Origin of the sequence: Prosthecodimorpha hirschii (genome assembly GCF_001305515.1) — a bacterium.
GTDB lineage: Bacteria > Pseudomonadota > Alphaproteobacteria > Rhizobiales > Ancalomicrobiaceae > Prosthecodimorpha > Prosthecodimorpha hirschii.
In genome coordinates this window covers 1,000,187-1,020,380 of record NZ_LJYW01000001.1, presented here as the reverse complement: position 1 = coordinate 1,020,380, position 20,194 = coordinate 1,000,187, and the positions used below count along the sequence as shown (strand labels likewise).

Annotated in this window: 20 protein-coding genes and 3 tRNA genes; 10 read left to right on the top strand and 13 right to left on the bottom strand. The window is 69.2% G+C overall.

Annotated elements, in window-relative coordinates:
* Positions 1 to 2 precede the first annotated feature (2 nt).
* The 4 genes from ABB55_RS04400 (at position 3) to ABB55_RS04385 (ending at position 3,515) form a co-directional block, all read left to right on the top strand.
* The gene (locus ABB55_RS04400) at positions 3 to 980 is read left to right on the top strand and encodes a TRAP transporter substrate-binding protein (protein WP_054361834.1); all 978 of its coding nucleotides are present in this window, start codon (positions 3 to 5) and stop codon (positions 978 to 980) included.
* Between the two features lie 76 nt (positions 981 to 1,056).
* The gene (locus ABB55_RS04395) at positions 1,057 to 1,590 is read left to right on the top strand and encodes a TRAP transporter small permease (protein WP_140941161.1); all 534 of its coding nucleotides are present in this window, start codon (positions 1,057 to 1,059) and stop codon (positions 1,588 to 1,590) included.
* Between the two features lie 12 nt (positions 1,591 to 1,602).
* A complete protein-coding gene (locus tag ABB55_RS04390) occupies positions 1,603 to 2,910 on the top strand; it encodes a TRAP transporter large permease (protein WP_054357723.1) in 1,308 nt (435 codons plus the stop codon).
* On the top strand, positions 2,910 to 3,515 hold the full coding sequence (locus ABB55_RS04385; protein ID WP_083463344.1) for a winged helix DNA-binding protein: 606 nt from the start codon (positions 2,910 to 2,912) through the stop codon (positions 3,513 to 3,515). Before ABB55_RS04390 ends, ABB55_RS04385 begins: the two co-directional genes overlap by 1 nt.
* A gap of 22 nt (positions 3,516 to 3,537) precedes the next feature.
* On the opposite strand, the gene ABB55_RS04380 is transcribed toward ABB55_RS04385, so the two are convergent.
* The gene (locus tag ABB55_RS04380) at positions 3,538 to 4,833 is read right to left on the bottom strand and encodes a TadE/TadG family type IV pilus assembly protein (protein WP_160321156.1); all 1,296 of its coding nucleotides are present in this window, start codon (positions 4,831 to 4,833) and stop codon (positions 3,538 to 3,540) included.
* Between ABB55_RS04380 and ABB55_RS30195 the strand changes: the two genes are divergently transcribed.
* Entirely contained in the window at positions 4,832 to 5,041 is a 210-nt protein-coding gene (locus tag ABB55_RS30195; protein WP_160321155.1) for a hypothetical protein, read from the top strand. The two genes, ABB55_RS04380 and ABB55_RS30195, sit on opposite strands and share 2 nt — an antisense overlap.
* Before the next feature lie 90 nt (positions 5,042 to 5,131).
* Here the strand turns inward: ABB55_RS30195 and ABB55_RS04375 are convergent, their stop codons facing one another.
* Positions 5,132 to 6,577: a glycosyltransferase gene (locus tag ABB55_RS04375; RefSeq protein ID WP_152981915.1), complete on the bottom strand. Its 1,446-nt coding sequence runs from the start codon at positions 6,575 to 6,577 to the stop codon at positions 5,132 to 5,134.
* Positions 6,578 to 6,930: 353 nt separating this feature from the next.
* Positions 6,931 to 7,005, bottom strand: a tRNA-Thr gene (locus ABB55_RS04370).
* A gap of 277 nt (positions 7,006 to 7,282) precedes the next feature.
* Between ABB55_RS04370 and ABB55_RS04365 the strand changes: the two genes are divergently transcribed.
* Complete coding sequence (locus tag ABB55_RS04365; RefSeq protein WP_200912000.1) at positions 7,283 to 7,792, top strand: DUF1203 domain-containing protein; 510 nt, start codon at positions 7,283 to 7,285, stop codon at positions 7,790 to 7,792.
* Positions 7,793 to 7,936: 144 nt separating this feature from the next.
* On the opposite strand, the gene ABB55_RS04360 is transcribed toward ABB55_RS04365, so the two are convergent.
* Entirely contained in the window at positions 7,937 to 8,770 is an 834-nt protein-coding gene (locus ABB55_RS04360) for a TrmH family RNA methyltransferase (protein WP_054357720.1), read from the bottom strand.
* A 232-nt stretch (positions 8,771 to 9,002) separates the two neighbouring features.
* Here ABB55_RS04360 and ABB55_RS04355 point away from each other — a divergent pair, with 232 nt between their 5' ends.
* The 3 genes from ABB55_RS04355 to ABB55_RS04350 all read left to right on the top strand — a co-directional run bounded on the left by ABB55_RS04355 (position 9,003) and on the right by ABB55_RS04350 (position 10,266).
* On the top strand, positions 9,003 to 9,731 hold the full coding sequence (locus tag ABB55_RS04355; protein ID WP_054357719.1) for a hypothetical protein: 729 nt from the start codon (positions 9,003 to 9,005) through the stop codon (positions 9,729 to 9,731).
* Positions 9,719 to 9,865 carry a hypothetical protein gene (locus ABB55_RS30190; RefSeq protein WP_160321154.1) on the top strand — a complete coding sequence of 49 codons (147 nt, stop codon included), beginning with the start codon at positions 9,719 to 9,721 and terminating at the stop codon, positions 9,863 to 9,865. Before ABB55_RS04355 ends, ABB55_RS30190 begins: the two co-directional genes overlap by 13 nt.
* Positions 9,866 to 10,181: 316 nt before the next feature.
* A tRNA-Tyr gene (locus ABB55_RS04350) sits at positions 10,182 to 10,266 on the top strand.
* Between the two features lie 34 nt (positions 10,267 to 10,300).
* Here the strand turns inward: ABB55_RS04350 and ABB55_RS04345 are convergent.
* The 5 genes from ABB55_RS04345 to ABB55_RS04325 all read right to left on the bottom strand — a co-directional run bounded on the left by ABB55_RS04345 (position 10,301) and on the right by ABB55_RS04325 (position 14,156).
* Positions 10,301 to 10,732 carry a site-specific integrase gene (locus ABB55_RS04345; RefSeq protein WP_054357718.1) on the bottom strand — a complete coding sequence of 144 codons (432 nt, stop codon included), beginning with the start codon at positions 10,730 to 10,732 and terminating at the stop codon, positions 10,301 to 10,303.
* A gap of 194 nt (positions 10,733 to 10,926) precedes the next feature.
* Positions 10,927 to 11,000 (bottom strand) — tRNA-Gly (locus tag ABB55_RS04340).
* Between the two features lie 230 nt (positions 11,001 to 11,230).
* On the bottom strand, positions 11,231 to 12,079 hold the full coding sequence (locus tag ABB55_RS04335) for an alpha/beta fold hydrolase (RefSeq protein WP_054357717.1): 849 nt from the start codon (positions 12,077 to 12,079) through the stop codon (positions 11,231 to 11,233).
* 293 nt (positions 12,080 to 12,372) lie between these two features.
* A complete protein-coding gene (locus ABB55_RS04330) occupies positions 12,373 to 13,110 on the bottom strand; it encodes an SDR family NAD(P)-dependent oxidoreductase (protein WP_054357716.1) in 738 nt (245 codons plus the stop codon).
* Entirely contained in the window at positions 13,107 to 14,156 is a 1,050-nt protein-coding gene (locus ABB55_RS04325; protein ID WP_054361831.1) for an amidohydrolase family protein, read from the bottom strand. Before ABB55_RS04325 ends, ABB55_RS04330 begins: the two co-directional genes overlap by 4 nt.
* Positions 14,157 to 14,368: 212 nt before the next feature.
* On the opposite strand from ABB55_RS04325, the gene ABB55_RS04320 reads away from it, so the two are divergent.
* Complete coding sequence (locus ABB55_RS04320) at positions 14,369 to 15,376, top strand: Ldh family oxidoreductase (RefSeq protein WP_054357715.1); 1,008 nt, start codon at positions 14,369 to 14,371, stop codon at positions 15,374 to 15,376.
* 33 nt (positions 15,377 to 15,409) lie between these two features.
* Here ABB55_RS04320 and ABB55_RS04315 read toward each other — a convergent pair whose 3' ends face one another.
* The 4 genes from ABB55_RS04315 to ABB55_RS04300 are packed head-to-tail and all read right to left on the bottom strand — an operon-like array spanning position 15,410 to position 20,190.
* Positions 15,410 to 16,180 (bottom strand): alpha/beta fold hydrolase, encoded by a 771-nt coding sequence (locus ABB55_RS04315; protein WP_054357714.1) that lies wholly within the window; start codon positions 16,178 to 16,180, stop codon positions 15,410 to 15,412.
* Between the two features lie 14 nt (positions 16,181 to 16,194).
* Positions 16,195 to 17,106, bottom strand: coding sequence for an SMP-30/gluconolactonase/LRE family protein (locus tag ABB55_RS04310; RefSeq protein ID WP_054357713.1), 912 nt, complete (start codon positions 17,104 to 17,106; stop codon positions 16,195 to 16,197).
* Between the two features lie 37 nt (positions 17,107 to 17,143).
* Positions 17,144 to 19,798, bottom strand: a complete 2,655-nt coding sequence (locus ABB55_RS04305) for a CaiB/BaiF CoA-transferase family protein (protein WP_200911999.1) — start codon at positions 19,796 to 19,798, stop codon at positions 17,144 to 17,146.
* Entirely contained in the window at positions 19,795 to 20,190 is a 396-nt protein-coding gene (locus tag ABB55_RS04300) for a Zn-ribbon domain-containing OB-fold protein (protein WP_054357712.1), read from the bottom strand. The genes ABB55_RS04305 and ABB55_RS04300 overlap by 4 nt, the downstream gene beginning before the upstream one ends.
* Positions 20,191 to 20,194 lie beyond the last annotated feature (4 nt).

The window sequence follows — 20,194 nt, the reverse complement described above, 5'->3', positions numbered from 1 at the left end:
TCGTGAAATCAGTCTTCGCCAGCCTTTTCGCCGGCCTCGTCGCCGTATCGCTCTCCGGCGCCGCCTCGGCGCAGACCGTCAAGTGGGACATGCCGACGCCCTATCCGGACGGCAACTTCCACACCGCCAACAATCGCCAGTTCGTGGACGAGGTCGGCAAGGCGACCGGCGGCCGGCTCGCCATCACGGTCCATTCGAACGCATCGCTGCTGAAGCTGCCCGAGATCAAGCGCGGCGTGCAGACCGGCACGGTCCAGATCGGCGAGCTGCTCGTCTCCACCCTCGGCAACGAGGACGCGATCTTCGCCTTCGATTCCATCCCGGGTCTGGCCACCAGCTATGCGCAGGCCAAGAAGCTCTATGCCATCGCCAAGCCGGCCCTTTCGGCCCGGCTGGAGAAGCAGGGCATGATCCTGCTCTATTCCGTCGCCTGGCCGCCGCAGGGCGTCTACGCCAAGAAGGACATGGCCGCGCTCGCCGACCTGAAGGGCCTGAAATTCCGCTCCTACAATCCGGCCACCGCGCGTTTCGCCCAGCTGCTCGGCGCCTCGCCGGTCACCGTCCAGCAGGCCGAGCTGCCGCAGGCCTTCCGCGCCGGCCTCGCCGAAGCGATGATCTCGTCGGGCGCCACCGGCGTCGACACCCAGGCCTGGGACTATCTCTCCAGCTACTACGACACGCAGGCCTTCCTGCCGCAGAACATCGTCTTCGCCAACAAGGCCGCCTTCGACGCCCTGTCCGAGGCCGACCGCAAGGCCGTGCTGGCCGCCGCGGCGGCGGCCGAGGCGCGCGGCTGGGCCGAGTCCGAGAAGCTCAACGAGGGCTTCAAGAAGACCATGGCCGAGAAGGGCATGAAGGTCGGCGCGCCGACCGCCACGATGGCCGCGGAACTGACCAAGATCGGCGAGACCATGGCGGCCGAATGGGCCGACAAGGCCGGACCGGACGGCAAGGCCATCATCGAGGCCTTCAAGAAGTGATCCGCGAGGGCCGGGGCGGCGACGCTCCGGCCCTTCGTCCATCCGACCGCCGCATCCGTCCAGGAGCCCCGCCGCCGTGACCTCGTCGCCCCTCGCTCCCCTCTATCGATCGATGGAAATCCTGTCCGGTCTCGCTCTGATCGGCATCGGGTGCATCATCCTGGCCGATGTCGGCCTGCGTCTGGTCGCCAGCCAGGTTCCGGCTTCGGACGACTTCTCCGGCTACGGCCTGGTCGCGGTCCTGTTTCTCGGGCTGGCCCCGGCCTATCGGCGCGGCGAGCACATTCGCGTCGGCCTGATCATCGACCGGATCGGCGGCCGCGTCCGCCATGGGCTGGAGACGGTGCTGCTTGCGGCGGCCCTGGTGGCGATCGGCTGGGCGACCTTCTGGTGCGGCCGCATGGTCTTCGATTCCTGGCGCTTCCACGATGTCGCCTCGGGCCTGGTCGCCGTGCCGCTCTGGGTCCCGCAGCTCTCCATGGTCGTCGGCCTTGCCGTGTTTGCCGTCGCGCTGGCGGAGGATCTCCTGCGCGCGCTCAAGGGCGGCACGCCGTCCCATCTCGCCCATGCGGCCGCCTCGGCGGACGACGCGCCGACCTTCGAACGCTGAGGAGCGATCGCCATGGATGCCACCACGCTTGCGATCCTCCTCACCGTCTGCCTGTTCGCCTTCCTGGGCAGCGGGCTGTGGATCGGCATGGCGCTCGCCGCCGTCGGCTTCGTCGCCATCGAGACCTTCACGACCCGGCCGTCCGGGCTGATGTTCGCCACCTCGACCTGGGGGGCGAACAATTCCTGGTCGCTGACCGCATTGCCGATGTTCATCTGGATGGGTGAGGTCCTGTTCCGCTCGCGGCTCGCCGAGGACATGTTCAAGGGCCTCGCCCCCTGGATGCAGCGGCTGCCCGGCCGGCTGCTGCACACCAACGTCTATGGCTGCGGCATCTTCGCGGCGATCTCCGGATCCTCGGCCGCCACCGCGGCGACCATCGGCAAGATGACCATCCCGGAACTGCGCCGGCGCGGCTACGACGACTTCATGGTGGTCGGCTCGCTCGCCGGCTCCGGCACGCTCGGCCTGCTGATCCCGCCCTCGATCATCATGATCGTCTACGGCGTCGCCGCACAGGTCTCGATCGCGCGCCTGTTCATCGCCGGCGTCGTTCCCGGCATCGTCCTGATGCTGATCTTCTCCGGCATCGTGATGGTCTATGCCTGGATGCAGCCGGCGCGCATCCCGCCGGCCGATGCGCCGATGAGCTTCGTCCAGAAGCTCGACCAGTCGCGCCGCCTGATCCCGACCGTCCTGCTGATCGTGCTGGTGCTCGGCTCGATCTATGGCGGCTATGCCACGCCGACCGAATCCGCCGTGCTCGGCGTGGTCGGGTCGCTGATCCTGGCGCTGGCCACCGGGGGGCTGACCGCCGAGACCTTCTGGCAAAGCGTCACCGGGGCGGTGCGCACCTCCTGCATGATCGGCCTGATCCTGACCGGCGCCGCCTTCATGTCGACCGCGATGGGGCTGACCGGCCTGCCGCGCCTGTTCGCCGACTGGATCAGCCACATGCAGCTGAGCCAGGGCGCGCTGATCGCGGCGCTGACCGTCGTCTTCATCGTCATGGGCTGCTTCATCGACGGCATTTCGATGGTGGTGCTGACCACATCCGTCATCCTGCCGGCCGTGCAGGCGGCCGGCATCGACCTGCTCTGGTTCGGCATCTTCATCGTGCTGGTGGTCGAGATGGCGCAGATCACGCCGCCGGTCGGCTTCAATCTCTATGTCCTGCAGTCGCTGGCCCGCAAGAATATGGGTTATGTCGCGCTGGCCGCGCTGCCCTTCTTCGTCGGCATGATCGTGATGGTCGTGCTCGTCACCGTCGCGCCGGGCCTGGTCACCTGGCTGCCCGAACAGATGCTCGGAGCGAAATGATGGCCGCGGAGGACGACGGGCGGGACCCGAACGACAAGCCGCGTGGAGGCGACGCCGAGGCTCCGCGCGGCGCGGCGGATGCGGCCCGGGCGCGGCACACGGCGGTCGGCCCGATCGTCTCCTCGGGCCATCTCGCCGCCGGGGCCATGCCGGCCCTGTCGGAGATCGAATTCGGCATGGTCATGTATATCCATGCCTTCAACCGCTGGATCGTGCGCTGCATGGCGGCGGCCGGGGTGCCGGATCTCTCGCCGCTCGACGTTCTGGTGCTGCACAACGTCAACCACCGGGCCAAGGCCAAGACGCTGTCCGACATCTGTCTCGTCCTCAATATCGAGGACACCCACACGGTCGCCTATGCGCTGAAGAAGCTGGAGCGGCTGAAGCTGGTCAAGAGCGGCCGGCGCGGCAAGGAGAAGCTCGCCGCCATCACGCCGGCCGGGGAGGCGGCCTGCCGGAAATATGCAGAGATCCGGGAGGCGCTGCTGGTCGATTCCGTCCTGTCGACCGGCGTCGAGGGCGCCGCGCTCAGCGAGGTCGCTCGCCGCATCCGCTCGCTCAGCGGCCACTACGACCAGGCGGCCCGCGCCGCCGCCTCGCTGTGACGGCAGCCCGGACGCGGGTCCGTCACTTCGACAGGCGCAGCTGCGACAGCGAGGTGCCGATCGACTGGAAGGTCGAAATGATCTGATCCGCCGAGGTCAGCATGAAATATTTCGACGTGTCGGTGGCGCAGTCCTGCAGCAGCGTCGATACGCCGTCCGAGCCGGACGTGTCGACCTGAACCGTATAGAGCACGATCCCGGCGGCCTTGACGTTGGTGCACGTCTTCTTCTGGCGGGCATCGATGCTCGACTGCCGGCTCGACCAGCGGTTTTCGGTGTTCAGGCCGTCGGTGAAGAGCACGATCGCGTCGGTATATTTATACTTGGAATCCTTGCTCGGGATGGCCAGCGGACCCTTGGTCAGCGACGCGAAGCCCCATTGCAGGCCGATGCCCTGGTTGGTGTTGCCGTTCGGCTGCATCTCGTCGACCTTGCTGTTCAGCGAGGTCCAGTTGTTCGAGAGCGCCATCACGGCAGCCGGGCAGTCCGAATACTGTTCGGCGGGATAGAGGGTCCCGGACGTGGCGGTCGTCGGCGCCGTGTCGGTCGTGTCGTAGTCCTGGTCCCGGTCCATGACGCAGCCGGTCCAGGTGTTGTGGTTCGCCGGGGTCCAGACCTGGTACCAGTTCCAGCCCGATTTGACCCAGCTCCAGGTGCCGTTCTCGGATTCCCATTCGGTCCAGCGGATCCAGGTGGCGTTGACGTTGCCGGCGCCGACATTCACGTCGCGGGCGAAGGGGATGATCGAGACATAGACATCCTCGGTATTGGTCGCCGCGGCCTTCAACTGGGTCAGCAGGGACTTCGTCGCCGACTTCAGCGCCGTCATCTTGCCGGACTTGCTCATCGAGCCGGTATTGTCGAGCACCAGCGCGACGCGAAGCCGGGTCGACCCCCAGGTCGCCGTCGCCGAGGTCGAGAAGGTCAGGTCTTCGATGCCGAGCAGGCCGAGGAAGGTCGTCTTGACCAATCCGGTGCCGGTCACCGTCACCGACTTGTCGCCGGCGTCGCCGGTCACGAGCTTGGCCGAGACGGTGATCCCGGTCACGTCCTTCGACGTGTAGGTGCTGTTGAAATAGGCCTGCACCGCGGTCTGCACCTGCGCCTCGGTCATGTTGCCGGCGTCCTTGGCGACCGCCAGCGCTGCAGCATCGAGCACGTTCTGCATGTCGCCGCGCGCATTGGTGACGACGCCGAAATCCAGCATGCCGCCGAGCATGGCGAGCACCGGGACTGTCAGCAGCGCAAAGCTGCTGGTCAGCGAACCGCGCCTGTCCTGCGCGAGACGGAGAAGGGAAGCGGGAACGGACCGGATCATGAGGCAACGCAACTGGTTTGAGACCGCACCATGGCGCACTATCCGGCCGACAAGCGAAATCGCCGTTAATCCGATCCCGACAATTTTAATCAAGCCGATGTTTTTGCCGGCAGCTCCGGTGCGGGCGGCGTCGGAACTGGTGCTATCGCGAACCGCGAGCCAGGCCGGCCCCGGCATCGTCTCGAATGCCGGCTTGCCGGCGACCTGAAGCGCGGGGCCCCGAGCCTCGGCAAGTCCGCCCGAGCCTTGACAGGGGCCGCCGGCGCCGTCCTCAGCCGGTTCAGGCCGCAAGATATTCCTATAGGCCGAACGAGTTGTCGGCGCGATACAGCAACGATGTCGTTTCGACCTGATGTGTCATCGGCGCCGGCCCCTTCAGGGAAAGCTCTCGAAACCCTTGAGCCTTGACGGCATCGATCGCCTCTCGGTACTCTTGTCTGTTGCTGTTGTCTACGATCATCGATCCGTCCGGTTTGAGATATTGCATGCTTCTGGATATGCAAGCCGGACGATCGAAGCCATCGACGACAATGATATCGTATCTCTTCTCTCCGGAATTCAGGATGGCTTCCGAATAGGTACTGTCCGCAGGCCGGCTCTCGATGGCGGATTTCTCCGGCGGACAGAGCGCGCGGATCAAGTCCGCCCAGTGCTCGTCGTGCTCGACAGAATGGACGCTCGTCACATGCTTGCTCCACCACAGGGTGGAGTATCCGGCGCCGAACTCGAAGACGTCCCAATCCGGACGAACCCGTTCTCGCAACAGATCGACGAAGGTGTAGTTGAACCAGGGTATGATCTCGCCGTCATAGGCCGGGATCGCCAGGGCGATCGACGAAAGCCATCCGCTGGACCGAAGGAAGCTCTTGGGTTCCCCGAAGGCGCGGCGATAGGCGCGGTCGTAGGAGCCCAGGTGGTGGTCTCCGAGCAGCGACTGCCGCTCCTCCTCATGACCGAGCAGCGCTTGGTGTCGGGTCGAACCGATCCCGGCAGCCGCCTGCTCGGCCAGGAAGCGGCTGCGTTCGTCTTCGTTTGACCATGGATTTCGATAGATCGGCTCGCGCTTGATTTCTTCATAGAGCTTTTGATTGCGTTCGACGGTGTCTTTGTTCCTGAAGGTCGGACCATCGTCCGCAACCAGTCCGCCATGGATATAGAGATTGGCCGATCCCATCCGCCCGAGGGTATCCAGGCATCTCTTGAACCCGTAGCCGGCTCGCTTCATCCGGTTCGTCCACTCGGCGTGGCCCACGCCATAGCCTTTGAAGCGGGTGTCGAGGAAACCGACCTCCGCGAGGGCGAGGCCGGATGTGGCCAGGCACTGGGACGTCGCCTTGTGGTTCGCGATCGGATCCGTCGGGGTGCCGGTCCCGCTGATCCGCCAGGCGTCGAGCTTCGGGTGGGCAAAGGAGACGTGTCCGAACAAGGCCGTCGCGATGCGCCATTGCCAGTCCCAGTTCTTGGATACCGGGAGGCAGTCGTCCTCCAGAAACAGAACGGGGTCGCACCCCAATTCCTGCAGGGCAAAGAGAGCCCGGTTCCTGTTCCAGCAGGCCCCGGCGTTCGGGCCGGTCACGACACGAATCGCGTTCTGCCTGCACCACTCGACCGCGCCGTCCTCGCCACCATCCTCCGCCACAACAAGTTCATATTCAGATGTCGTGAACTCTCTGACCGCGTCAACAACCCTCTTCAAATATTCAAGACGCTTGAATGTGATAATTCCTATTCCAATTTTGCTCATAATCACACCGCCGCGCCTGATCGACTGAAACGGCCTGGGCTTTCCTGAGGCTGTTTGACTTGAGTCCTACGCAGATCATCTTGGGATTGCAAGGGCTTCATAGGATTTGCTGTCAGCCGCGGCGTGCGGGTTGCTGCCGATCGGCTCAGCGGGCGGGGGGTGGTTGAGCCTGACGGCCCCCGCGAGGGTCTTGTGCGCACGGCCTCACGGGATTTGCCCGGTCCGGACCGATGGTTCGCCGCAGCCCTGAACGGCCGAGCAGGGTCCCGCCGCGTGTCGCGCGGCCTTGGCCGTTGGAGCCTGGAGGGGCAAGCCGGGGGCGGCTCGAACAATGGCCGCGCACCGAAGACATCTGGTGCCGGCAGAGGGGATTGAACCCCCGACCTTCGGTTTACAAAACCGCTGCTCTACCGCTGAGCTATGCCGGCGCCGGCGGAGCCATAGCATAGGCGGCGGCGGGTTTCATCCCCCCGGCGCGGCGGCGCGGCGTGCCGGTTGGGGATGGCGGGGCGCGGCCATCGGCCGGGGAGGGCGGCCCCCGCCGAGGCGCTTGGGGCGGCCGCGGGATCGTCGCCGACGGCGCCGTCCGCGCGGGATCGGTCGGGGATCGCGGACGGAAACGGCGGCCGTCGCAAATCGGGTCGTCGGAGCGGGAGCGGCCGGGCAGGGTGGCCGGACCTTCAACGCCCTGCCGGGAGAGCCGCCATGACCGCCGCAACTTCGATGTCCGAGACCCGTCCTCTGCCGTTCCGCATCCGCGGCATCGATCCCGCCGCCGTCGCGGCCGCCTTCGCGCTCGACGACGACGGGCTCGCCGCGATCGGTGCCGTGCGGGTGATCGCCGAGGCGGGCGGCGGCTATCCGTGCCGCATCACGCTCGAGGAGGCCGAGGCCGGCGAGGACCTCATCCTGATGAACTACGAGCACCAGCCGGCATCGAGCCCCTATGGGTCGCGCGGGCCGATCTATGTCCGCCGCCGCGGGCTCGACCGGGCCGGGCCCTTGGTGCTCGACCATGTGCCGGCCCAGATCCGCACGCGGCTCCTGTCGGTGCGCGCCTATGACGCCGCCGACATGATCGTCGAGGCCGAGGTCGTCGAGGGCACCGAATTGGAGGCGCTGGCGACGGCCTGGCTGGCGCGGCCGGCGATCGCCTATCTGCATGTGCATTTCGCCCGCCGCGGCTGTTTCGCCGCCCGGGTCGAACGGGCCTGACGGGCGTCGGGCCGCTGCAGGTCATACCGACGGTCACGGAATGATCGTCGGACTTCGATACGCGGATTTCTCATGCCACTGACGCCTATGAGACATTCGCGCTCCTTCAACGGCCCGGTGCGTCAGCATCCTGGGCCGTCGGTATTACGCCGATCCGTCCGCCGCCGGCATGGCGCGGCCGACCAGATAGAGCGCCAGCACGGCGGCGTTGGAGACGTTGAGGCTCTTGATCGGGCCGGGCATGTCGAGCCGGACCATCTGGTCGCAGGCGTCGCGGGTGATCGGCCGCAGCCCCTTGCCCTCCGAGCCGAGCACCAGCACGGTGCGTGCGCCCGGCCGGACCGCCTCGATCGGCTCCGGGCCGTCGCTGTCGAGCCCGATCACCGTGAAGCCGTCGTCGCGCAGCGCGTTGAGCGTGCGCGCCAGGTTGACCACCTCGACATGGGTCAGGAGATCGACCGCGCCGGAGGCCGACTTGGCCAGAACGCCGGTCTCCTCCGGGCTGTGCCGCGTGGTCGTCAGCAGCGCGTCGGCGCCGAGCGCCACGGCCGAGCGCATCACCGCGCCGACATTGTGCGGGTCGGTCACCTGATCGAGCGCCAGCACCAGCCGCGCCTTGCGCAGCGCCGACATCCGGTCCGTGGTCAGCGTCTCGGTCTCGACCAGGACGCCCTGGTGGACGGTGTCGGCGCCGACGCGCGCGTCGATCCAGCGCGGCTCGACCAGTTGCGGCTCCACCGGGAAGGTCAGCCCGCGCTCCCTCAACCGCGCTTCGGCATTGCGCGTGACGTAGATGGCGTGGATCACCCGGTCCGGATTGGCGAGCGCCATCTCGACCGGATGCAGGCCGTAGAGGAAGACGCGCCCCTCCGGCGCCGGGTTGCCGCCGCCGGTGCGGCGACGCTGCGCGACCGGCGGTTTGGACGGCCGGCGGCCGGGGCGCGCGGCGCGGGGCTTGTCGGGATGGTCTTCGGTCATGGGGCGGGCCACTCGGTGCGTGATCGCCTTCCATAGGCCGCCCGCGCGCCAGGGGGAAGGGCGCAGCGCCCGTCGGAGCCGGCCCGATGGCGTTCCGAGCTCCCGTTCGGTCGCCGGCGCTGACGCATCTGCGGCTATGGCCCGGGGTTGCAATTCCGACGGGAATCGATCTCCTGTCGGGTGAGGCGATCGGGTGACATTGCGGACCGACCCTCTCGGGGATCTTCAGGTGATGACCGAAGCCGATGATCGTCTGAACGAAATTCTGGCCTTTGCGGATGACCCTGGGACGGCAGCCGGCGTCCCGGGCGGTGCTCCGGACATCGAGCCGAATTCGGTGCCCGAAATCGTCCCGGATACCCTCCGGCGATGGCTGGGCCGCAGGCCGGACGGCGTGACGTTCTTCCGCGGCTTCCTGAAGATCTATGGCGTGCCCGGCCAATCCGTCATCGACGTCGAGCAGTGGAACGAAGCGGAATGCTGGAAATTCGCCTGGCCGGGCGACCTCGACCGGTACTGGTGCTTTGCCGGCACGGCCATGGGCGAGCAGTTCGCGGTCGAAAATCCGTCACGGGGCGGAACGGCCGCGTCGCCAGTCTATTCCCTGGATCCGCTGACCATGGCGCCAAGCGTCTTTGCCGAATCCCTGGAGGATTTCTTTGCCCTCATCGGCCAGGGACCGGAAGCCTTCGTCTACGAAGACGTCACTTGGGACCTGGTCGACCGGCATGGCAGTTTCGGGCTCGCCGATGGCGTCGTCGCCGTGCCGCCGCGTATTCTCCAGCGTCAAGTCGATGCGAATTCTTTCATGACGATGCCCTACAAGACCGTCATGATCCTGAACGGAGACTGCTTTTCCGAGGCCTCAAAGTGCCCGGTCGGGACGCAAATTGCCGGCATCACGACCTATACGGACGAGCATGGCCGCGAGCGGATCCGGTTTCGGATTTGGACCTCCTGACGGCCGTCCGCCCCGGTCATCCGGGATCTCCCGGCGGCAGCTTCCCGCTGGTCCAGTTCACCGGCGACGTGACCATCCCGGAGGTGGCCTGCACCATCATCGGCACCACCTTCGACAGCAAGGCCGCCTTCTGAGGCCTGCCGAGACCGGCACCGCCGGTGCGGGGATTGCCGGCACCGGGACCGTCGGCACCGAGACCGCCGGGCAACCGCTCCCCGGCATCCAGACGGCGGTGCCAGGGCGGGCGCTGCCCGTGGCCGGCGGGTCGGCGTGGCGCTCCGGAGCCGGAAAAGTCCGCGGCGGCAATCGCCAGTCCGGGCAGGCTGTTGAAAGCGCCGGACGGCTGTTGACAGGGCGATGCCGGGTCGCCATAACTCCGCCCGCAAACGGCGCTTCGCAAGAAAGCCGGCTGCCTGTGTCCTCCGCGGTGGTCCCCATCGTCTGGCACATGGGGGAATGTCCCGAGCGGCAAAGGGGGCGGACTGTAAATCCGCTGGCTAAGCCTTCGTAGGTTCGAGTCCTACTTCCCCCACCATCCATTTTCTAAGGCATTGATAGACAAACGTTTTTTAGTGTGAATCCCTCACCTGTCCATTGGGTGAGGGAATAGGATTTTCCGGGTCTGTTCCGACCAGCTTGTTGGACGCTGCCAGCCCAAGGCGCTTGCGGTTGGCTGCGCGGGTTTGGATCGACGCTATGCCGCCGCCGCTCCAACCGAACATCGCGTCCAGTTCCGAGGCCGTGGCGCCGTTCTCGGCGGCCGTGGTGGCAGCGAGCTTGCGGATGCCGTGGGCCGACTTGTCGATGCCCGCCGCCCGGCACCAGTCGCGGAACCGGTTGCCGAAGCCTTCCGTCGTCGTCGTCCGCCGGCGCTCGCCGGCGATGTCGGTGCGGTCGCCCGTCGGGCCGGCGGCGATCGTGGCGGCCAGCGGCGGCGCCATGCGGATGGTCACCAACTCGCCGGTCTTTTCCAGGCGGACGGCAATCACGCCATCCTTCACGTGCGGGCGGCCGAGGCGGCCGGCATCGCCGCGACGCCTTCACCCGTATTCTCTGAGAGGGAGCTTCGGCGGGTGCTGTCGGCTCACTGAAGGGCGAAGCTGCGCGCGCGCACTGCCAAAGCCGGCAGCACGCCGCGTGATTCCCCGCTCTGAGGAAATCCTGAAGAGGCCGTCAGGGATCCGTTTCGGTCGGTTGGAGCGGGTAGCGGGAATCGAACCCGCGTATTCAGCTTGGAAGGCTGCTGCTCTACCATTGAGCTATACCCGCAGACCGTCATGGACATAGCGAAGGCGGACCGCGAAGGCAACCTCCTGAATGGGCGCTTTGGGCCTCTGCGGCGAGAATGCGGGCGGGGCCGGCCGGGGGCGTCCTGGCGTCGTGCCGCTCCCGGGCGGCGGGCGTCCTTCGGACGGTCGCCTGCCAGCGGTCGCCCGTCTATTGTCGCCTGCCGATGGTCGCCCGTCTATGGTCGCCTGCCAGTGGTCGCCTGCCTGTGGTCACCCGCCTGTGATCGCCTGCCGATGGTCGCCTGCCTGTGGTCGCCCGTCTATGGCCGTCCCCTTATGGTCGCCTGCCTGCGGTCCGGCGCGGTCGATCTCCGCCAGGAAATCGGCGAGGAGCGTGCGGAAGCGGTTGGGGGTCTGGTAGGGCAGGAAATGGGCGGCTTCGGGAAAGGTCTCGTAGCGGGCGCCGGGAACCAGGTCGGCGACCTCGCGGCCGCGTTCGGGGGGCAGCAGCACGTCGCGGCCGCCGGTCACGACCAAGGTCGGGCAGGCGAGGGCGGCGAGTTCGGTGCGGATGTCGGCGTCCAGGATGCCGCGGATCGATGCCGCATAGCCGATCGCGTCCTGGGCGGCGAAGCGCTCGTAGTAGCGTCGGTAGCGGTCGTCCTGCGGCTGGTCCAGGAAGGCGCGCTCGACGGCGCCGGGCAGCACGGCCGCCATACCGTCGCGCGCGACCGCATCGGCGCGCGCCGCCAGCATGGCCCGCGCGGACGGGATGGTCGACGCCACCGCATTGGCGAGCACCAGACCGGCGACCCGGTCCGGTCGCCGGGCCGCCAGCGCGGCCGCCGTCATCGACCCGATCGCGCAGCCGACCGCGACCACGCGGCCGAGGCCGAGCGCGTCGATCAGATCCGACAGGTCCTCGGCATGGCGCGCGATCGTCGCCGGCCGGTCGCCGAGCGCGGAGGCCCCGGCGCCGGCGAGGTCGACCGCCACGCTGCCGCCCGGGGCGACGGCCCCGAGGCCGAGATCCGACCAGAAGGTCAGGTCGCCGCCGAGCGGATGGATCAGGACCAGCGTGGTCCCCCGCAATCCGCCTTCGATCCGGTGGTTCAGCATGGGCGCCTTCGGCTCCTGTCCTTGTTGTTCGAAGAGACCGCCGGGCGACGTCCCGGCGGATCGATCTGCCGCAAGCCCGCATGGCGCCTGCCGGCCGATCGGTGGCGGCCGAAGCCGCAGAATGCGTCCCGTCCGCCGTCTGATCTCAATCCGGCGTCCGATTCCTGTCGTGCAGAACGATCCGCGCCGCGGGCGCGCCGATCCCGACTTGCCGTGCGTGTGCCGGAAGCGGCGGCGGCGGCTGCCCGGACGCACCGCTCGGACGCCGGCGCGACTCCAAATTTCTTCCGCGCTCAACGCCCGCCCGACATGGTCAGGTTGGCGCCGATGCAATATTCGGCCTCCGGCGACAGGAGCCAGAGGATGCCGCGCGCCATCTCGTCCGGTTCGCCGGCCCGGCCATAGGGGACGGTCGGTCCCAGCCGGGCGATCCGCTCCGGCGGGTTGAGCTCGGTCGCGGTCAGGCCGGGGCTGAACACGTTGACGCGGATGCCGTCGCGGGCGACCTCGCGCGAGAAGCCGATGGTAAAACTGTTCACCGCGCCCTTGCTGGCCGCATAGTGGACCCGCTCGCCGATGCTGCCGTTGACGGCGGCGATCGACGAGACGTTGACGATCCGTCCGCCGGCGCCGCCGCGCGACAGCGACATCCGCCGCGCCGCCTCCCGGCAGCACAGGATGGTGCCGAAGACATTGGTGCGGAACAGCCGTTCGAGTTCTTCGGTCTCAAGGTCGACCAGCCGCGTCGGTCCGCCCATCAGTCCGGCATTGTTGACGAGATCGGTGATCGGGCCGAAACGTGCCGTCACGGCGTCGAACAGAGCCGGGATGGCGTCCGCGTCGCCGACATCGGCCGCGAAGGCCTCGGCCTCGCCGCCGGCCTCCCGGATCGCCGCCACGGTCGCCGCCGCCGCCTCGCCGTCCTGGCGATAGTTGACCGCGACCCGGTAGCCGCGGGCGCCGGCCAGCCGCGCGACGGCGGCGCCGATGCCGCGCCCGGCACCGGTCACCAGGAGGACCGGCGCGCTCACGCGGCACCCCCGGTCAGGCCGGGGATCGGCCCCAGCCGGTAGATGCGCGCGGCGGTGCCGGCAAACAGCGCCGCCTTCTCTGCCGGCGCGGCGTCGGCGGCGATCCGCTTGAAGGCGTTCCAGAAGAGGCCGTAGGACGCGGTGCCCTTGTCGACCGGGAAATTGCTCTCGAACATGGCGCGGTCGGCACCGAACAGCTCGATCGCCGTCTCGATATAGGGCCGCCACGCCGCCGCGAGATCAGCCGAGCCCGGCGGGCGCTCGCGCTCGTGGAAGGAGAAGCCGGCGAGCCGCATGCCGAGGCCGCCGAGCTTCACCGCCACGTTCGGTCGCCGGGCAACCGCCGCCATGCCGGCGCGCCAATCGGCGAAGACCGCGTCGCGCCGTCCGGCATAGGGCCCGATGCCGTTCGGGCCGCCGACATGGTTCATCACGATTGTCGTGTCCGGGAAGGCGGCCGCGAGGTCGTCGAGCTCGCCGAGCTGGTGGTGATACATCCAGGCGTCGAAGACGAGGCCGCGGGGACCGAGCGCCGCAAAGCCGCGGCGGAACTCCGGGTCGGCGATCAGGCCTTCCGGCGGCGAGATGTCCGAGCCGCGCGCCTCCGGGTCCGGATGATGGGCGGAGGTGTTGCGGATGCCCTTGAAGCGGCCCTCCGACAGGGCGACGTGACGGTCGAGCACGTCGCCGGCCCGCGCGCCGATCCTGAGATCGACATGGCCGATGATGCCGGCCGCCACGCGGGTGCCGCCGGTTGCCTCGCTCTCGATCGCCAAGCGCGTCGCATAGGCGGTCTCGCCGAGCGAGCGCAGGGCCGGATCGGCATCCTCGGTATATTCGGCATGGCACTCGGCGAAGATCGACGCGACGATCCGGTGCCCGTCGGCCATGTCGGCCCCGAATTCCGCCAGCCCGTAAGGGTTGCCGGGCCGCGTCCAGAGATGATGATGGGCGTCGACGATCGGCCGGTCCGGCTCGAGCGCGGCCTCGCGGGTCAGGGCGAGCCATTCCGGACGGACCGGGATGTGACGCGACTTGGCGACCATGGTCACGGGAAACGTTCCTTGAGTGTCGACATATTGACCGGCGGGTCTCGAAAGGGCCCGGGTCCGGATGCTAGCCCTCCGCCGGCGATCCATCAATGTTCAAGCTGTTATGCGGTCCGCGTTCGGGCTTTTGCGGCGGCGCCGGCGATGCGCGTCTCGACCCCCGATCGCGATCGTGGAATCCTGTCATCTGTCGACAGAAGGGGCACACCATGCGGATTGCGATCGATGCCGCCGACCGGCTCGTGCTGGCGGCTTTCCGCCGGGCCGGCTATCCGGCGGATGCGGCGCGCACCATCGCGGATCAGATTGTCGGCTGCGAGTTGCGCGGCGTCGGTTTCGCGGGCCTGTCGCGCGCGCTGTCGCTGATCGAGCGCACCACCGAGCCGCCGCAGCCGGAGCGCATTCGCATCGTGCGCGAGACGCCGGTCTCCGCGCTGATCGACGGTGGCGACCAGAACGGCTATCTGGTCGCGCCTTTCGCGGTTCGGACCGGCATTGCCAAGGCGCAGGCCAACGGTCTGGCGGCGGTCGGGGCCAACAATACCTGGTATAGCGGCATGTATGCCCACTATCTGGAGATGGCGACGCAGGCCGGGCTGGTCGCGATGGCCGCCGGCAGTTCGGCGCCGCGCGTGGCTCCCCATGGGGCGACGGAGGGGCGCTTCGGCACCAATCCGATCGCCTTCGCGTTCCCGTCCGACGACCAGCCGATCATCTTCGATGCCGGCACGTCGGTGATGATGATCGCCGAACTGGTTCTCGCCGAGCGGCTCGGCCGACCCCTGCCGCCCGGCATGGCCTTCGATTCGGCCGGCGTGGCGACCGAGGATCCGGTCGCGGCGCTCGCCGGCGCGGTGCGGGTCTGGGGCGGCCACAAGGGTTCGGGCATCGCGCTGGTGGTGCAACTGCTCGGCATGATGGTCGGCGGCGGCGCGCTGCCGGCCGACTATCGCGATTGCGGCTTCTTCTTCCTGGCGATCGACCCGGGTCTGTTCGGCGATGCCGCGGATTTCCGCCGCCGGGTCTCCGACTATGCGGCCGCCGTCCGCACCGCGCGGCCGGAGCGGCCCGACCAGCCGGTCCGGATGCCGTTCGACCGCTCGGCCGAGGCGCGCGCCCGCATCGAGGCGGCCGGCTGGTTCGAGGTCGACGACGCCATCGTGGCGCGGCTGGCGGCCGCGGCCGGCGAGCCGGTGCCGGCGCCGGCCGGGGTCTGACCCCGGCTCGCCTCCCTTTCCGGCGCGAAGCGTCTAGAGACCCCGACGGGCGAGAAAGCCTTCGATCGCCGCGGCATAGAGGTCGGGGCTCTCGATCTGCATCATGTGCGGGGCGCCCGGCAGGATGGCGAGTTCGGCGCCCGGAATGGCGGCGGCGAGCGCGCGGGCGGCCTCGACCGGGGTCGCCGCATCGGCCTCGCCGCCGATCACCAGGGCGGGCATCTGCACGGCGCCGAGGCGGTCGAGCGCGTCATGCCCCGAGATCGCCTCCCAGGCCGCTGACCAGCCGGACGGATCGTCGGCGAGGAGCCGCCGGCGCACGGCCTCGGCCGCCGCGGTGGCGCGGAAGCCCGGCGTGAACCAGCGCTCGATCGTGCCTTCGACCACGGCCGCCATGCCGCCGGTCTCCGCGTCGGTGCCGCGTGCCAGGATGGCCGGGCGCGCCGTTTCCGGGATCCGGCCGCCGCAGCCGGACGGGATCAGGGCGGCGACGAGGTCCGGGCGGGCGAGGGCGAGATTCTGCGCCACCATGCCGCCGAAGGAGAGGCCGATCACCACCGCCGGCCCTGCGCGCTCGGCCTCGATCACCGCCGCGACCGCCGCCACGCAGGCGTCCATCCGCCCGGGCCGCGCCGCCGGGCCGGACCGGCCGTGGCCGGGCATGTCGATCGCGACGACGGTGTGGGTCCGGGCGAGCCGGTCGGGCAGGGCGCCCCAGAAGGTCCCGTCGAGGCCGACGGGGTGGAGCAGCACGGCCAGCGGTCCGGCGCCGCGCCGGTCGGAATGCAACAGGGGCTCGGTCATCGGTCTGCCTCGCTTCAGGGGGTCTGGATGCCGCGCCGGCCGACGAAGATCGAATAGAGCGTCGAGGCGCCGGTCACGAAAAGGCGGCTGCGACGGACGCCGCCGAAGGTCAGGTTGCTGATCACCTCGGGAAACCGGATCTTGCCGATCAGGGCCCCGTCGGGTGCGAAACAGTGCACGCCGTCGCCGGCGCTGGTCCACAGGTTGCCGTCCTCGTCGATCCGGAAGCCGTCGGAGACCCCGACATCGGGCTTGGCGAAAATGCGCGGATTGGCCAGCGTGCGGCCCTCGACCACGTCGAAGGCCAGGATGTGGAACGGCCCGCCCTGCTGATGCGAGCCGCCGGTATCGGCGACATAGAGGATGCTCTCGTCGGGCGAGAAGGCGAGGCCGTTCGGCCGGACCATCCGGTCGGTGGCGATGGCGAGATCGCCGGTTTTCGGGTCGTAGCGGAAGACCGGGCGGAAGCCGAGTTCGCTCTCCGCCTTGGTGCCGGTATAGTCGGACAGGATGCCGTAGTCGGGGTCGGTGAACCAGATCGTGTCGTCGGACTTGACCACCACGTCGTTCGGCGAATTGAGCCGCCGGCCGCGATACTGGTCGGCGAGCACCGTGATCGTGCCGTCATATTCGGTCCGGGTCAGGCGGCGCGCGCCGGATTCGCAGGTGATCAGGCGGCCCTGCCGGTCGCGCGTGTTGCCGTTGGCATTGTTGGACGGGCTGCGGAACACGCTGACCCCGCCGCCCTCGCACCAGCGATAGATCCGGTCGGCCGGAATGTCGCTCCAGAGCAGATACTGCCCGTCGGCGAACCAGACCGGGCCTTCCGCCCAGAGCATGCCGGTATGCAGCACCTCGATCCGGGCATTGCCGACCACGCAAGGCCGGAAGCGCTGGTAGTCGATGATTTCGACGGCGGGACTCATCGATGCTCTCCCCGAATGGTGCGGTTCGTCGTCCGGCTCACAGGACCCCCTCTTCGGCGAGACGCCGGACCTCGTCTGCCGAGAATCCGAGGAGATCCGTCAGGATGCTGGTGTTGTCCTCGCCGTAGCAGGGCGCGCCGCGATCGATCGGGCCACCCGCATAGGCCGGCGTGCGCGCGAGGCGGACCGGGAATTCCGGCACCGGCCAGCGGCCGATCCGGCTGCCGGTCACCTCGGTCATCCAGTCGAGCGCCGCGAGTTGCGGGTCGTGGTCGATGCGATCCTCGGCCGTCTGGCAGAGCCCGGCCGGCACGCCGGCGGCCTGCAGGCGCAACATGGCGGCGCGGGCGTCCTGATCGAGCGTCCAGGCGGTCACCGCCCGGTCGAGCGCATCCTGGTGGCGCAGGCGATCGGCGAGGGTGGCGAAGCGGGGATCGTCGGCGAGCGTCGCGCGCCCCATCACGCCGAGCAGCGCCTGCCATTCCGTCTCGTCGAAGCAGGCGACGGCGAGCCAGCGATCCGTGCCGCGGCAGCGATAGGCGCCGTGCGGGGCGGCCGGCTTGTAGGGCGAGCGGTTGCCGATGCGCGCCCAGGGGCGCCCGTTGGCCGACCAGTCGAGCACCGGGATCGCGGTCTGATAGATGCCGGCCTCGCATTGCGAACTGTCGATCCACTGGCCCTCGCCGGTCCGCTCCCGGTGATGCAGCGCGCCCAGGATGGCGAGCGCGAAACCGTGCGCGCCGGCCCAGTCGAGATAGGAATAGCCCCAGCCGGCCGGCATGGCCGGTTCCGGCAGCCCGGACATGTCGGTCGTGCCGGCGAAGGAGGCGGCGACCGGTCCGACGGTGCGGAAGCGGCCATAGAGGCCGGCCGAGCCCATGCCGGATTGCTGCACATAGATGATGTCCGGCCGGATCGCGCGCAGCACGTCCCAGCCGAGGCCGAGCCGTTCCAGAACCCCGGGCGAGAAGCCCTCGGCGACCACGTCGGACAGCCGGATCAGGTCCTTGGCGATGGCCAGGCCCTTCGGATGCCGGATGTTGAGCGACAGCCCGCGCTTGCCGGCATTCTTGTGGTTGAACTGGCCGCCCATGTCGGGATCGGTGACGCCCTTGAGCGGGCCGGTCGCGGCCGCCCGCGCCGCCCGTCCGCCGACCGGCGCCATGGCGGCGAGCCGGGTGTCGGGGTTCTCCTTCCATTCGACCTTGATCGCCTCGGCCCCGAGCGAGGCCAGGAAGCGGGTGCCGCCGGCCGAGGCCAGGAACCAGGAGAAATCGAAGATGCGCACGCCGCCGACCGGCATCGGCCGCCCGCGCGCCGAGATCACGTCCGGCCGCGCGGCCAGCGGCGCCCGCTCGGCCATGGCGGTCGCCGGAGCGCGGCGGGCCGGGCCGGGCGCGCCCGGACGGGCGGCCTCCGTCGCCTGTCCGGCAGCGGCCTTGAGGGCGGCGCGCAGCGCGGGGCCATATTCGTCGAGCCGCGGCGCGGCGGGACCGGGTTGCCAGGCGGTCGCGGAGGCGCGCCATTTCGAGACCGGATAGCGCAGCGTCCGGCCGAGTTCCGGATGGTCGAGATCCGCGAAGGTGCCGCGCGCCAGCCAGTGCGGGTCCTCGGCATTCTCGTGCGGCTTGCGCACCGGCGCCCAGAGCAGCCCGGCCTCCTGCGCGGCCCGCCACGGCACGGCCTCGTAGCGGAAGGCGCGCACGAAGCGCTGCACCACGTCCTGGACATGGTTCGCCGCCTCGTCGGCATCGGTCGATCCCGGCACGTTGCGCGCCGACAGGTCGGCATCGGCCGGCGGCGGTTCCAGGTCGGCGGCCATGTCCCAGCGCTTCAGGAACGGCACCAGCTTCGCCTTGTCGCGCGCCGAGACGCCCCAGGACATGACCCAGCGGCCGTCCTTGGTGTTGGCGATGTTGGGCGTCCGGTTCGGCGTCTCGACGGCGTGGCGCGCCGTCTGCCGGTAGAGCGGCGCCCGGCGCATGACCCAGGACATCAGGTCGAGCTCGGTATTCTTGGCGACCGCCTCGTGGATCGCGACCGAGACGTCCTGGCCGGCGCCGTCCTTGAGCCGCCGGATCAGCGCGGCCGCGATGCCGACGGCCAGCTGCTCGCCGGCGATCATATAGGCGTGCCAGAGCTGCGGGGCGATCGGCGGCAGGTCGTAGCCGTCCGGTGCGGCGTCGTAGCCGCAGTTCATCATGATGCCGCCGAGCGCCAGATGGACGAGATCGGAGCCCTTGAAGTCCTTCCACGGCCCGGTGTCGCCGAAGGGCGTGATCCGGGCGGTGATCAGGCGCGGGTTCAGCGCGCGCGCCGCTTCGCCATCGAGGCCGAACCGGGCGAGCGCGGCGCCGCCGGTCGCGTCGAGATGGATGTCGGCGGAGTTGAGCAAGGCCCGCATCGCCTCGCCGTCCTCGATCACGACCGAGCGCTTGCCGCGATTCATGGCGAGGAAGTGCAGCGAGCGGTCGGGACCGGGACGATCGTCGATGAAGGGACCGATCGCCCGGGTCGGCGAGCCCTGCGGCGGTTCGAGCTTGATCACCTCGGCGCCGAGCCCGGCGAGGATCAGCCCGCAATACTCGCCCCGCTCGTCGGCGGTCTCGACGACGCGAAGTCCGTCGAGCATGCCGGGCAGCAAACCGGACGCCGTCTCCGCCGTCTCCCGGGCCGTTCCGGCGTCGCTCATTCGGCGAGGCGCATCTGCGGGAGAAGCGTGCCGGCGGCATCCGTGCCATAGGCGACCTCGACCGGCCGGCCGATCCAGCTGCCCTCCGGCTCCGGCCCGGTCAGGTTGGAGATGACCAGCGGTCCCTCGGCGAGCTTGACGGCGACGACATTGTAGGGCGGCGGCCAGTTGTCGAAATACTGGCGGTGGAACACCACCCAGGAGGCGATCTCGCCGCGTCCGGAGAGCGGACGCCAGGTCGAGCGCGGCGACAGGCACTTCGGGCAGCACGGTCCCGGCGGGTAGCGCCATTCCGAGCAGTCGTCGCATTGCTGCAGGTGCCAGTCATGGGCGCGGATGCTTTCCCACATCGGCTCGTCATACATCGACAGGACGGCGGCAGAATTGGCCATGGGG

What these genes read in the sequence shown, in the direction of transcription:
- ABB55_RS04390 (WP_054357723.1), top strand. Translation starts at nt 1,603, where the DNA reads ATGGATGCCACCACGCTTGCGATCCTCCTCACCGTCTGCCTGTTCGCC.
- ABB55_RS04385 (WP_083463344.1), top strand. Translation starts at nt 2,910, where the DNA reads ATGGCCGCGGAGGACGACGGGCGGGACCCGAACGACAAGCCGCGTGGA.
- ABB55_RS30195 (WP_160321155.1), top strand. Translation starts at nt 4,832, where the DNA reads ATGAGGCAACGCAACTGGTTTGAGACCGCACCATGGCGCACTATCCGG.
- ABB55_RS04380 (WP_160321156.1), bottom strand. Translation starts at nt 4,833, where the DNA reads ATGATCCGGTCCGTTCCCGCTTCCCTTCTCCGTCTCGCGCAGGACAGG.
- ABB55_RS04375 (WP_152981915.1), bottom strand. Translation starts at nt 6,577, where the DNA reads ATGAGCAAAATTGGAATAGGAATTATCACATTCAAGCGTCTTGAATAT.
- ABB55_RS04365 (WP_200912000.1), top strand. Translation starts at nt 7,283, where the DNA reads ATGACCGCCGCAACTTCGATGTCCGAGACCCGTCCTCTGCCGTTCCGC.
- ABB55_RS04360 (WP_054357720.1), bottom strand. Translation starts at nt 8,770, where the DNA reads ATGACCGAAGACCATCCCGACAAGCCCCGCGCCGCGCGCCCCGGCCGC.
- ABB55_RS04355 (WP_054357719.1), top strand. Translation starts at nt 9,003, where the DNA reads ATGACCGAAGCCGATGATCGTCTGAACGAAATTCTGGCCTTTGCGGAT.
- ABB55_RS04335 (WP_054357717.1), bottom strand. Translation starts at nt 12,079, where the DNA reads ATGCTGAACCACCGGATCGAAGGCGGATTGCGGGGGACCACGCTGGTC.
- ABB55_RS04325 (WP_054361831.1), bottom strand. Translation starts at nt 14,156, where the DNA reads ATGGTCGCCAAGTCGCGTCACATCCCGGTCCGTCCGGAATGGCTCGCC.
- ABB55_RS04320 (WP_054357715.1), top strand. Translation starts at nt 14,369, where the DNA reads ATGCGGATTGCGATCGATGCCGCCGACCGGCTCGTGCTGGCGGCTTTC.
- ABB55_RS04315 (WP_054357714.1), bottom strand. Translation starts at nt 16,180, where the DNA reads ATGACCGAGCCCCTGTTGCATTCCGACCGGCGCGGCGCCGGACCGCTG.
- ABB55_RS04310 (WP_054357713.1), bottom strand. Translation starts at nt 17,106, where the DNA reads ATGAGTCCCGCCGTCGAAATCATCGACTACCAGCGCTTCCGGCCTTGC.
- ABB55_RS04305 (WP_200911999.1), bottom strand. Translation starts at nt 19,798, where the DNA reads ATGAGCGACGCCGGAACGGCCCGGGAGACGGCGGAGACGGCGTCCGGT.
- ABB55_RS04300 (WP_054357712.1), bottom strand. Translation starts at nt 20,190, where the DNA reads ATGGCCAATTCTGCCGCCGTCCTGTCGATGTATGACGAGCCGATGTGG.